The following is a 13,150-nucleotide window of genomic DNA, read 5'->3' on the forward strand; positions in this document are numbered from 1 at the left end:
GGCGCGAAGCTCAGTCCCGATGCTCCAGCATTCCGGCAACCAGCATGCTGATGATGGCCCAGGCGGCAAGGCCCAGGATCAGTGTTGAGAAGATGCCGCGTAGGCGGCGGGGTTCCAGCGCATCGTCGGGCAGGTTGGGCTGGACGATGCGCTCGACGTAGGCCTGCTTGCGGCGCGCCTCGTTGCGGGCCTCCTCCAGCGAGGCCATGGCGCTGGCGAGCTGCTTGTCGGCGAACTGGCTTTCCAGATACAGCCGCTGGTAGCGCGCCGCGCGCGACGACAGCGACTTGCTGCTGCCCGCAACCTGGCCTAGCTGGTCGTCGATCTCGGCGGCCAAGCCCTTGGCGCGGATGTCGAGCACCTCGATCTGCGGGTTCTGCGGCGTGAAGGCGCGCAGCTGGCGCAGCTGGGTGCGCGTGGCGATCAGTTCGTCCTGCAGCTTGGAGACCATCTGGATCTGGACCTGCGCCTGCTTCTCGGGATCGACCACCCCCGCCTGGTTGCGGTAGGCGGCCAAGGCGATGGCGGCGTCCTGCGACTTGGCCTTGGCGTCGTCCACTTCGGTCTGGGCGAAGCGGATGAGATCCTGCTTGCCGCGCACGTTCAGCTTGTTGACGGTGGCTTCCGCCATTTCCAGCAGCTGTTCGTTAAAGCGGCGGGCATCCTGCGGGGTGAATGCGCGCACAGTCATGGTGACGATCGAGGATGTGGTGTTCTGGTCGATCTTCACCTGCTTTTTGTAGTAGTCGTAAAGATTCTCTCCGCTGCGCGAAAAACCGAGTGGGTTGAAGCGGTCGAAGATCGAGACGGACGGGTTGGTATAGGCCTGCACGAAGGCGCCTTTGCTGTTCAGCGCCTGAAGCGCGTCACGCGAAAGGACGTAGCTTTGCGCAGCGTAGATCTCGTCCCCGGCATTGGCGAACCCGGTGCTTTTGAGCAACACGCCCAGTCCCGTCGTTGCCGTCTTGTCCGGGCTGCGCACGATGAAGCGGGATTCCGAGATGTAGACGTCGGAGGCGAAAAACCCATAATAAAGGATCGCCAGGAATACCGGAACGATCACCGTGACGAAGAACAGCGGCTTGATGCGGGGCATCTTTTCCAGGATATTCAAAATTCGAGAGTTCCGTACTGCTGCGTCCAGGCTGCCCTGACCGTCACCGATGGCTGGATGCGCCACCGTATCGTCTTTGTCCATCACCTGACACAGCCTTGAGCCGGTATCTGCCGGCTCAAGGCTGCAGGCAAGCGCCCGCCCCCCTAGCCGCAAGCGCATTTTGCGTCCAGTGAAGAAAGACTGCTGCAGCCCGTGCCATTGCATCAGGCGTGAGCCGCCGGAATCCTGGCGGCGCCTTGATCTGCACCGGCGATTGCGCCATTGACTGCGGCAACATGCCGGCGCCCCGCACGTCTGATATTTGGCTGAATTCCCCATGAAAAGATCCGTTATGGCCACCCGCTTCATTGCAAGTGGCGTTCTTGCTGCATCTCTGGCGGCATGTGCTATGGCGCCTGCTGTAGGTCCTTCAGCGCGCAGTGTGGGCAAGCTTGAGGCCCAGGGCGCAGCTGACGGGGCGATCCAGGTGATCGACGTCACCGACGCCGTCGCGCGCAACGTCCTAGCCAGCAGGAATCAGCGGCTGTTCTCGGAAGAACTGGGTGATGGGGAGCCGATCGGTTCAGTCATCGGTCGCGGCGACGTGCTGGACATCGCCATCTGGGAAGCGCCGCCGGCGGCGCTGTTCGGCAGCGTGGGGGCTGAAGGCCGCCTGTCCAGCCCGATGGCCTCAGCCTCTTCCGCGCTTTCGGGCGTCACGACGGCGCGCGGCGCGTCTCTGCCCGAGCAAATGGTGGACAGCGATGGCCAGATCACCATTCCCTTCGTCGGCAGCGTTCAGGCGGCGGGCCGTACGCCGCAGGATATCGCGCGTGAGATCACGGCTCGCCTTCGCGGCAAGGCACATCAGCCACAAACCATAGTACGCCTGATCCGCAACGCCGCCGCCACCGTCACCGTGGTGGGCGACGTAGCGACGAGCGAGCGCGTTCCGCTGACCGCGCGGGGCGAACGCATCCTGGACGTGCTCGCAACTGCCGGAGGGGTGCGCCAGCCCGTGGGCAAGATGACGATCCAGATCACGCGCGGAATGAAGGTCAGTGCGCTGCCGCTGGAATCCGTGATCCGCGATCCCCGCCAGAACGTGCGCCTTCGCCCAGACGATGTCATGACGGTGTTGTTCCAGCCCTTCAGCTTCACAGCGCTGGGCGCCACCGGCCGCAACGAGGAAATTCCCTTCGAGGCGACCGGCGTGACGATGGCGCAGGCGCTGGGTCGTGTCGCTGGCCTCCAAGATGCCCGCGCTGATGTGAAGGGCGTCTTCATCTTCAGGCTGGAAGACCCTGCCGCGCTAGACCCCGCAACGCGGGCGAGGGCAAGACTGACGCCAGACGGCAAGGCGCCGGTGATCTACCGCATCAACATGAAGGATCCGGCGTCGTTCTTCATCGTGCAGAGCTTCCCCATCCGCGACAAGGACGTGCTCTATGTCTCCAACGCACCGCTGGCCGACATCCAGAAGTTCGTGAGCGTCATCTATTCGACGTTGCTGCCGGCGGCGACAACCGCGACCGCGTTGTCGAATAACAATTGAGGCGGCACCCGATGCTGCACAGGGGGCGTCAGGCACGGTTTCGCCGCCGCAGGGCGGTCCGCAGGTGAAGCTGCGCCTGCCCACGTTCATTGACCTGCTACCGGCCCGCGTCGACGAGGCGGTGGGCACCCGTGCCTGGCGGCGGTTCCGCGTGGCGCGTCAGCGCCGCCGCAGGCGGGCGGCCGATGCAACCGGCGTAGCGGAGGGCGTGCCGGAACAGCGCCCCCGTCTGTTCGTGGACATGGCGGTGATCAGTAAGAACGATGCGGGGACCGGTATCCAGCGCGTCGTTCGTGCGCTGGCGCTGGCGCTGCGCGATGCGGCCCCAGCGCAGGGCTGGGATATCCGGTTTGTGTCGGCTACCCGCAAGCGCAGCTACTTCGAGATCAGTTGGCCCGGAACGGCGTCCGGTCAGACGCCCGACTTTACCCCGATCCGCGCGCGGCCGGGCGACGTCTTCCTAGGGCTGGACTATTCACTCGACACGCTGCGTTGGCACCGGCGCAAACTGGCCCGGTTCCGCCGGCAGGGCGGGCAGTTGTGGTTCCTGGTCCATGACCTGCTGCCCTTGCAGCGGCCGGACTGGTTCTCGCGCAATACGATACTGCGCTACCGGATCTGGTTAGATATGCTGGCCGCGCTTTCTGAAGGCTTCGTGTGCAATTCCGGTCAGACCGAGACAGAACTGCGTGATGCGCTGGACGAGCGGTACGGCCTGATCGGCGGCTATCGCACGCAAGTTGTGCCGATGGGGGGCAACATCCTCGACGCCGCCGCGCCCCGTGCCGCCACAGGAGGTGACGCCGAGTTCGAGGACGATATCGCCGCCCCGCGCTTCGATACGTCCACACCCTATTTTCTCATGGTTGGCACGCTGGAGCCACGCAAGGGTCACGGCGATATCCTCGCTGCCTTCGATGCCCTGTGGCGCGACGGTGGTACGCAACGTCTGGTGCTGGTCGGGCGGCAGGGCTGGCAAACCGCCGAGCTGGCGCAACGCATCCGCTCACACCCCGAACACGGCGACAAGCTGCTGTGGCTGGACGACGTGGGCGACCGGGAATTGGCGGCGATATACGATGCCTGCGCGGGCGTCGTGATTGCCTCCTATGCCGAAGGGTTTGGGCTACCGCTGGTGGAGGCGCTGGAACATGTTAAGCCTGTGCTGGCGCGCGACCTTGCGGTGTTCCGCCCGCATGAGGGCAACGGCGTGCGATACTTCCCAGCTGACGCGGATACTCCGGCACTGGCGCAGGCGATCCGTCTGTGGGCTTCCGACGTCACGGAAGGCTGCGTCGTCGTTACCCCGCCTGAAGCGACCTGGACCTTGTCCGCCGCAAAACTGCTTGCCGGCCTGGACCGGACCGATTGAGTTGACCGCCTTGTCGGACCACCGGGCCGGCGAGGAGTGTCCGCAGATCCTCGGCAAGGTATCTTCGCCGGCAGCACCCAGTCGCGCACGATCTGAAGCCCGACGCCACCGATCCGAGCCGCGGCGCTCCGGCTGCCGCCATCGTAAATCTCGGCCAAGGCCAACAGCCGCCGTGCCTGGTTCGCGCTCTTCGTCGTCCGCGACAATCGGCGCAGCGCTGCCCCGTCGAAATCTTCCCGCAAGCTGATCGCTGAACCCATAGCGCCGCACTCCAAAGCCGCATCGCCATAGATTCACATTTTCGACGTCTTGGGAATCCATCGTGAGTCAGCGACCGCGCTGGTTGGTATTAGGCCGACCATTCACTGTCCGCACCGTGACCTGATCGATTTCGTCATCGATCGCCTGGGGGCATGATCATCGCTATGCAATCGATGTTACCCAGACTGAAACCGAGATCGGCTGGCGCGCACATGCATCTTTCGACACTGGCATCGCCAAGACGGTGCAATGGTATCTGGATACCGAAGCGTGGTGGGCGCCACTGTGCGAAGGCTATTCGGCAGAGCGGCTCCGCACGCGACGCTAAAACTGGAGCCGCAGGCCCAAGTGTCCGCTGGCGCGATGATCGGCGTCGCCACTTTCGCCGTTCAGCGCGCCGAACAGAACCATCCGAGAGGAGACGCTCACGTCTGCGCCGAGGGTAGCGGTCGCGAGCACGGGTGCCCGCTGCGCGCCCGCGGCGAGCAAACCGTACCCGCCGCCGCCGAACGCGGCGAGCGCATATGGGGTGCGTCCGTCCACCTGATAACGGACGCCGACCGACAGGTGAGGCCGCACGATCGCGCCATCCCTGGCGCCCCCGCTGAACTCCATCGCGCCATCGACGAAGACCGCATGATCGTGCGATCGCGCGACATCGAGGGCGAAGGCGCTGCTCCCGGTTTCCACGACACGGTCATGCTCGGTTCGGATCGCGGTCGCGCCGATGCTGGGGCGGACGCGCCAGTTCCCAGTGAGCCGAAGCGCGTAATCCAGATTGAAATCCGCTGTCCACCCGCGCCGATCGTACTGGCCCACTGCTGTCCCGCCCGGCAGCGCCCGCCGGGTAGTCGCGTTGCCACCGTCGAATGCGAGCGTCGCGCGGGCGCCGATGCCAGCGCCGGTCCAACGCGCGTGGACGCCCGCCACCACGCCGTCCACCGTCGTGCGTGCACCGAGTGTCGCCAGCGTCTGACGGCCGTTCAGATAGCCGACGAAGCCACCGACCGACCAGTCGCTGCTGCCCCAGCCGAGGCCGCCGAGAAAACCATAGCTGTTGATTTGCGCGCGCGAGGTTCCCTGCGCGTTGCTGTCGAGCGTACGGAAATTGCCCAGTGTGCTGCCGAACATGAAGGCGCCTCGCGTCTCGCGCTGCGTGCCGAAGGCTGACGACCGGCCGACATCGGCGAGTTGCAGGCCATTCTCGATCGTGATCTGGTCCGCGGAGGCATAGGCCTCGGGCGTCAATCGCGCGAACGCCGTCTGGTTCGATGTGCCCGACGCGGTGACGAGCTGCGGCACCGCCGTCAGCAGCGCGTTGCTCGCGTTGCCGCCGACCAACACCGCGTTCACGTAGTCGATCGAGCGACGGACCTGCGGCGTGAACGCCGCATCGTTGAGGAACTGGCCCAGCAGCGAGATCTTGTCCGCCTGCTGCACGACCACGCCGAACAGCGCGGCGGGCTTGATGATATTGCTGTAGCTACCGGTGATGCCGCCGCTCGCGATGATGAGATCGCGCGTGGTGCCGGGTGTGACGCGCTGATCGGCGACGAGTTGCAGCGTCGCACCCTGCGCGATCGAGACGGTGCCGTTGACGACGAGCTTGTCTGACACGCTCGGCGTGATCTCGAACACCGAGACGGAACTGCCGGCGAGCGCGACGTTACCGTTGACCGTCATCGTGCCGGGTGATGCGCCGGGACTGAGCGTTCCGTTCACGGCGAGGTTGCCGTTGACGGTTCCGGCCGAACCGAACGTTGCGTTGCTGCCGACGGTAATGGTCGGTGCGGAGATCGTCGATCCGGCGAGACCGACCAGACGCCCGCCGGCCAGGCTCAGCACGCCGAAGCCGGCGTTGCCCGATATGGTGGCGAAACCACCGCTCATCCGCAGCGCCTCGACCCCCGTAACGCTGCCGAACGCGATCGGCGCGGCCGTGCTACCGCCTGAGATGTCGATGCTGTCGTTGCCCGCCCCACCGGTGACCGAGCCGCTGAAGCCGCCGGCAATGGTCAGGCGGTTGTCGTTGGGGCCGAACACCAGTTGCGGCGTGGCGAGCGTCGCGTCGGCAGCGATCGTCAAATCCCCGGCGATGGTCGCGGTCGTGTAGCCGAAGGCGCCGCCCGACAGCGTCAGTGTACCGTTGCCCTGCGCGATCAGCCGCTCAAAGCCGGTGAGCGTTCCGCTCGCGAGCGTGAAGCCGTTGGCGAAATCGAGCGTGACGGTGTCGGTGCCCGCGCCGCCTGCGACCGTGCCGGCCAGCGTCCCACCGCGCGCCAGCGTGAAGCTGTCGTCGCCGGAGCCGAGATCGATCACCCCCGCCAGCGTGCCGCCGGTCGCGACGGTGAGCGCCTGCGCGCCGTCGCCGAAGGCGAGCGTCGTGCCGCCACTGCCGAGCGTACCCGCCACGGTGAGCGCACCGCCCGCAAGCGAGATCGTTTCGAAATGGACCGCAGAACCGGTCAGCAGGACCGGCGCGCGGGCGGTGAGATCCAGCGTGTCGTTGCCATTACCGCCATCATATCGTCCCGCGAGGGTCGTTGCCCCGAGCGAGAGCGTATCGTTGCCGCCGCCGAGCGACACGGCCGCCACGTCGCCATCGATCGCGACTGTTTCAACGCCATCGCTACCGTCGATCCGGCCGATCGTGAACCCGCCAAGTGCTGCCCGCAGACCCGTGCCCGCCAGTGCCACCGACTGGTAGTTCTGGTCGAGTGCGAGCGCCAGCGTGCCGGTGCCTCCCACCGACAGATGCTGGAAGTTGGTACGTGCGCCGATGCCGCTGCGATTGCCGTCGAGCAGCACGCGGTAGAGGTTGCTGCCCCCGCCGCCATCGACCCCGCCGCTCACGCGGCTGCCGGCCACTTCGGTAAAGCTGTCGTCGCCCGCGCCCAGCCGTACCGCGCCTTTGATCCGCCCGGCGTTGACGATGCTGACGCCCGTATCTCCGCCGGTGATCGCTGTCGCGGACGCGGTGCCGAGCGTCGCTCCGGCTGCAACCGCGAGCGTGCCGCCCTCGAGCCTGATCGTGTCGATGCCGAACTCGCCCGCGTAGACGCCCGTGCCATTACCGGTCTGCGTCAGGCTCGCGAAATTGACGAGCTGCGCGCCGGTTACGGTGGTGGTGCCGCCCGTGGCGTCGACGATGTAGCTGTTCAGGCCGCTACCGCCGTCGATCCTTCCGCTGACACTGCCGCCGGCCCGCTGGACGAAGCGATCATCGCCTCCGCCAAGCGCGATCGCGCCTGTGATGGTGCCGGCATTGTCGATCGTGTCCGCCCCGTCGCCGAGCGCGATCGCGCCCACGATCTTGCCGGTGTTGACGATCGTGTTGTCGAACGCGTCGAAGGTCTGGATCGCGACGCTGGTCTTCGATCCGATCGCGCTGATCGTACCTGCGTTGGTCAAGTTAAGCGCGGTATCCGCAACGACGATCGCGTAGGCGCTTTGGCCAGTGGCGCTGATCGTGCCACTTGCTGCGTTGGTGATCGTACCCGTGAGGCCAGTGCCGCTGACCAAAAGGCCAAGCGTCGGCACGGTCGAGCCGTCGGTATTGCCGGTCACTGTGGCGCTGATCGTGCCGCTGTTGGCGATCGTATAGGCGAACGGCTGGTCCGAATACGCTTCGAACAGGCTCAGCCCGGTCGCTTGCAGCCCGCTTGCCGCGGTGACCTGCGAAGAGAGCGTGCCGCTGTTATCGACCCGAATGCTGCCGCCCGCGGTACCGCCACCATAATAATAGTAGCTTTCGATGCCGACCGAAGCCGCCGCGCCGCGATCGCTGGTGATCGTGCCGCTGTTGGCAAAGTCCAGCGTCAGAGTGTCGGCGTCTCCCAAATCGTTGAGATACGCGGTGATGCCGCCGCCGATCTGGCCGGTGTTGCTGGCCGAAATCGCGCCATCCGAACTGAGGATGACTGCCGATTGGGCGTAATAGGTGTAAGGTGGGGTCGAGGCTGCGCCAGGGCCGACGATTGTGCCGCTGTTGACGAAGCTCAGTACAGGGCTGCCATAGAGCGATGCGGCGACACCGTAGCCGCCCGACGCGGAGATCGCGCCGGTGTTGGTGAAGGACGCGGTGTCTGCAAAGACGCCGCCGGTCACCGTACCGCTGTTGGACAGTGACGCGGGCGTATGATCGCCGTCGAGCAAATCGGACAGCGCGCCGCCGTAGATCGGCAGTGACGTCGTCAGTGCGCCGGTGATGTTGGCCTGATTGACGATGTTGCCATCACCGGCAAGATACAGGTCGCCGGTGAACGTGTCGGGTGCAGTGATGGTGACGGTCGTGTCCGCGCCTACTGCCTGGATCAATCGACCGGTGAAGTTGCGCAGCCCGCTCGACGTGAGATCGACCGTCCCGCTGCTGGCCAGGCTGCGGCCGTAGATGTTCGTGCCTGCCCCGCCATCAATGATGCCGGATACCCCGAGCGTATCGCTGGTCTGCAAGAGCAGGTCGGTGCCGTCGCCGAAGAGCAGGTCGCCGGTGATGGTTCCCCCGTCAGCGACATAGGTGCTGCTGCCATAAGAGCGGGTCGGTTGCCCGGAATAATAGGGTGGGGAATAGCCCAGATCCACGCTGCCCGTCACCGCGCCCTGATTGACGAACGTGCTGGAGGAGACCTGGATCGCGGTGCCGCCGGTGCCGCGGATTGTGCCGGTCGCGGTGTTGGTGATCGCCCCGCTGCCGGTGATGGCGACGCCGCCGGTGCTTTCGAGGCTGCCCGAATTCACGATCCGCCCCAGGTATCGCAAGGATACCGCAACACCGTCCACGCTGATCGTGCCGCGATTGTCGAGCGTGGTGACGCCGACGATCCCCTGCGCGCTGGCGCCGCCGGCGATCTGGCGGATCGTGCCGGTGTTGACGACGTTGGTGCTGTTCGAAATGCCGATGCCACCGTCGAGCAGGATTATGCCGCTGTTGGTGACGTTCGCGCCGTACGAGACGGCCGCAGTGTTCCCATATGTCTGCCGGTCGGTCACGCTGATCGTGCCGGTGTTGGTGAAGCTGTCGCCGGCGCCGAGCGATACGGCGGAGCCAGGGTACGTGTTCGCCGTCCGCGCCACACTCAGCGCGCCGGCGCTGGTGATGACAAGCGCATTGGGCGTGTAGGTGCTGCCGGGCATGTAAACGGGGGAGGTCGTCTGTAACGCGGGGGTCGTGCTGGTCGCGATCGTCGCATCCAGCATCACCGTGCCAACGCCGGCCAATTGCAGAGCCTGCGTGTTGGTACCCTGTCCGGTGAGCGTAAGGGTGGCGTTGTTCGTCAGTTCATAACCCGGCATCTGGAACGGCCCGACCGGGCCGAGCGTTGCCGAGGCGTCGGCGGAGACGCGGTACCGCAGGGAAGCGCCCGCGCCCGCGGTCACGGTGCCCGTGATACCCGCGAAGGCGCCCGGCCCGGTGTTCACCAGATCGGTGACGAGCAGGCTGCCTGCGCTGAGCGTCAGGTCGCCGTTAAGGATGCCGCCGGTCTGCGCGATATAGCGCTGGTTGGCGCCGCTGAAGGCACCCGTGAAGATGACCGAACCGTTGATCGTGCCGGCGTTCACCACCGTGTTGTTGAAGGTGTTAACGGTCACCGCCGTTCCGCCGTTGCCGACCACGCCGCCGGCCGTGTTGATGAGCGAGCCATATGCATCGACCACGACCGCAGTGCCGTTTGCGTTGGTGGCGAGGATCGTGCCGCTGTTGGTGAGGTCGATACTGGTCTCAGCGCCGACCGTGGCGCCCACGATCCGCCCGGTGTTCGTCGCGCGGTAGCCGACGTTGCCGCTCAGCGTGACGCCGATACCGCCGGTTGACATGATCGTGCCCGAGTTGGTCAACTCGCTATCGAAGGCGTCGACCGCCGTGCCGGTCGCGGTGATCGCGCCACTATTGACGATCGTGCCGTTGACGCCGGCCTGGATGCCGTTGCCGATGACGCTGATCGTGCCGGTATTGACGATCGTCGGTGTATAGAAAAGCGCGAGGGCGTAGGCGTCTCCGCTCGCGTTTGCCGTTATCGTGCCGGTGTTGGTGAACGATCGTATGCCGTCACCAAGATCGTCGACGAACGCCTGCCCCGTGAATGCGAGCGTGCCGGTGTTGACGAGCGCGCCGGCACCGGAAAGGCCGATCGTGCCTGGCGCCACGAACCCGGGCGCGAGCGTGGTGGTTGCGCCGTAGGCCGTGGCGATGCCGAGCTTCTGGAATCCGGGGAGCATCGTGATCGGCGCAGACAGCGTCGTATCGCTGTCGATCGTGAATCGCTCGGTGTTCGTGCCGCCGCCGCCGTTGATCGCGCCGGTTATCCCCGTCGTCGGCGTGGCGCCGCCGGTATAGCGGATGATGAGCGTGTCGTCGCCTGCGCCGAACAGAACGGAGCCGTTGATACGCCCGCCCGTTGAATCCACGAAGCTCGCACCGTCGCCGGTGGTGACGTCGCCGTTGATGGTGCCAAGGTTGGTGAGGCGAAGCGCGCCCACGTTCGCGATGGCGGTCGCGCCAGCGCTGCTGATCGTGCCGCCCGCGCGGTTCTGGATGGCATAGGCATAGAAGTATGCCGGCTGATTGTTGGAGATCGCAGCGCCCGTCCCCGTATTGGCGATGGTACCGCTGTTATCGAGCGTGTTGTTGCCGGCCCGGACGATCACAGCTGCGGTGGAATTGGCGCGGATCGTGCCCGTGTTGGTCCATTCGCCGGCGACATAGGCCGCCGAGGCATTGCCGACGGTGAGCGCGCTCGCGTTGCCGCCATCGATCAAACCCGCATTGTCGAGCGTGCCGACCGGCCCGACGACGCTGCCTGATATCGTACCCCCTGCGCGGTTGACGAGCCGGGTGATCGACGAGAACGTCGCGGGATAGCCATATTGCGTCCCGGTGACATCTCCGCTGATGGCGACGCCGCTCGATCCTGAAAGCGTACCGGCATTGTCGATCGTCAACGTGGTCGAGCCCGTCGGGTAGCCGAGGCTCTGCCCCATCGTGATCGCGGTGGTGCCAGATACGACAGCGTCTTTGGCCACCGTCAACGCGAGCGACGTTCCGCCGCCCGTATAGATATTTTGCCCGGAAAGCAGGCTGATGCCGCTGCTCGCGCCGCCCGCGATCGTCCCGTTCGCCAGGATCGTGGCGGACGGGTAGTAATCGCCGCCCGCGATATCGACCGTCACCGCCGGCGTGGTCGCGCCCGCCACGGTGGAGCCGGGCGCGACGTTCAGCGTCGTGGCGGAGGTGGTGATGCGGATGCCGTCACTATCGTTGCCGGTGCAGGTGCTGGTGCCGTTCGCCACCGTTGGGTCCGGCGCGCATTGTGCCTGCGCGACACCGGGCAGATTGAAGGCCAGAGCGAGTGAGCTGGTACCGATCGCGAGCGACAAACGCCGACGCGACAGGATTTGCGTGAAAGCAGCCATGATGACATCCCCCGGGTAAGCGATGCCCCCACCGCTTCCAAACACGTAGTATCTACTTGTACTAACGATTTTTTCCGGGCTGAAAAGGCCCGTTTCGGAAAGCGGGGGGAGCTTGTAAAATATATATTTGAACCTGCTCCTTTAAGAGCGCTTCCCGCACAGACTGACTCGATAGCGTTTCCTTTTTCCGTGGCGCTATGATTCAGACTTTCTATTGGCTAAACCGTCGATGCCGCTTAATGGCGGCTTCGCCTGTGAGCGTCTGGCGCGTCATTATGACTAGGCGGCGTGGACAAATTGGTTAGAAGCGAGCTTTCCAAGTGTCGTCTGGATACTTGATGATCTGCCGCCGCCATATCCAGATGGCGAAGGCAAACATCAGCACGCCGGAAGTGATGCCCGCAGCCCATCCCCTCTGATGGCCGTAAAGATACACGACCAGAATGCTTGCAACTGCCGGAGCAGACAGAGCGAGCCAATCCCGTCGGTTCAGTTTTCTCATGCATCGCAATCTATCGCGAGATCGCGCAAAAAACAGCGACTTTTGCATGGTGCGTCGGATCGTCATTGACGTCTCAGTGGGTCATTGATTCAAGGCTGCTTTTGGAGGCAGGCTTGAGCAGGGGCGATCTGAGCGAAGCGGAATGGCGCATCCTGAAGGGGTTGCTGCCGATCGAGCCTGAGAACCGTGGGCGAGGCAGACGTCCCGAGCAGAACCGCGCGATCGTCAACGGCATCCTCTGGCGGCTCCGCTGCGGAGCGCCATGGCGCGACGTTCCACCCAAATATGGGAGTTGGAACACCATCTATCGGCGGTTCCGACGCTGGAGCGAAGCCGGGGTCTGGGAGAGTGTGGCGGTAACGCTCGCCGAGGTCATGGCAGACAGCGGCCACTATAGTATCGACAGCACCACCGTTCGCGCCCACGTCTCGGCAGCGGGCGGAAAAGGGGGACTCATCGACGCGCTCTTGGCCGCTCGCGGGGCGGGTTCACCAGTAAGCTTCACTGCTTGGCTGATGCTCTCGGGCGACCGCTCGCCTTCCACCTGACAGGCGGGGAAGCCGCCGATTGCAAGGCTTATGATGCCCTAATCGGCCTGCCTGAACGCGAACCGGACGCCTTCCTCGCGGACAAGGGATACGATGCTGACGCAATCCGGGTTGACCTTGCTGAACGACAGATCGAGCCCGTCATTCCCGGCCGATCAAATCGACGCGTGAAGATCGAGTATAACCGAGTGCTCTACAAGCAGCGCAACCGTATCGAGCGCATGTTCGGCCACCTTAAGATCAACCGCGCCATCGCTACCCGATACGATCAACTGGCCAATAGCTTCCTTGGAATGGTCCATCTCGCAACGGCCAGATACTGGCTTAAATTTGTCCACGCCGCCTAAGCCAGACATACGCTTTGCCGGCGAAGCGGGGATAAACTACCGCCTTGGATTGATGATTT

General features: G+C 64.9%; 6 protein-coding genes and 1 pseudogene. 3 read left to right on the top strand and 4 right to left on the bottom strand.

All coding sequences use genetic code 11. From position 1 onward, the window contains the following. Positions 1–10: 10 nt before the first annotated feature. Complete coding sequence (locus PX554_RS22895) at positions 11–1,198, bottom strand: KpsE/RkpR family capsule polysaccharide export protein (protein WP_275504657.1); 1,188 nt, start codon at positions 1,196–1,198, stop codon at positions 11–13. Between the two features lie 385 nt (positions 1,199–1,583). On the opposite strand from PX554_RS22895, the gene PX554_RS22900 reads away from it, so the two are divergent. Then, positions 1,584–2,651 (top strand): polysaccharide biosynthesis/export family protein, encoded by a 1,068-nt coding sequence (locus PX554_RS22900; RefSeq protein WP_275504658.1) that lies wholly within the window; start codon positions 1,584–1,586, stop codon positions 2,649–2,651. A gap of 64 nt (positions 2,652–2,715) precedes the next feature. After that, on the top strand, positions 2,716–4,023 hold the full coding sequence (locus PX554_RS22905; protein ID WP_275504659.1) for a glycosyltransferase: 1,308 nt from the start codon (positions 2,716–2,718) through the stop codon (positions 4,021–4,023). A 71-nt stretch (positions 4,024–4,094) separates the two neighbouring features. Here the strand turns inward: PX554_RS22905 and PX554_RS22910 are convergent. The 3 genes and pseudogenes from PX554_RS22910 to PX554_RS22920 all read right to left on the bottom strand — a co-directional run. Continuing rightward, positions 4,095–4,283 (bottom strand): annotated as a pseudogene (locus PX554_RS22910) (IS630 family transposase); the annotation flags it as partial. 325 nt (positions 4,284–4,608) lie between these two features. After that, complete coding sequence (locus PX554_RS22915; protein ID WP_275504660.1) at positions 4,609–11,694, bottom strand: autotransporter outer membrane beta-barrel domain-containing protein; 7,086 nt, start codon at positions 11,692–11,694, stop codon at positions 4,609–4,611. A 301-nt stretch (positions 11,695–11,995) separates the two neighbouring features. After that, positions 11,996–12,196, bottom strand: a complete 201-nt coding sequence (locus PX554_RS22920) for a hypothetical protein (RefSeq protein WP_275504661.1) — start codon at positions 12,194–12,196, stop codon at positions 11,996–11,998. Between the two features lie 113 nt (positions 12,197–12,309). Here PX554_RS22920 and PX554_RS22925 point away from each other — a divergent pair. Next, a protein-coding gene (locus tag PX554_RS22925) for an IS5 family transposase (protein ID WP_420833480.1) occupies positions 12,310–13,091 on the top strand; the annotation gives its coding sequence in 2 pieces (ribosomal slippage) (positions 12,310–12,649 and positions 12,649–13,091; 783 coding nt in all). The last annotated feature ends 59 nt before the right edge of the window (positions 13,092–13,150 follow it).

Source organism: Sphingomonas pollutisoli (assembly GCF_029167165.1).
Lineage (GTDB): Bacteria > Pseudomonadota > Alphaproteobacteria > Sphingomonadales > Sphingomonadaceae > Sphingomonas > Sphingomonas pollutisoli.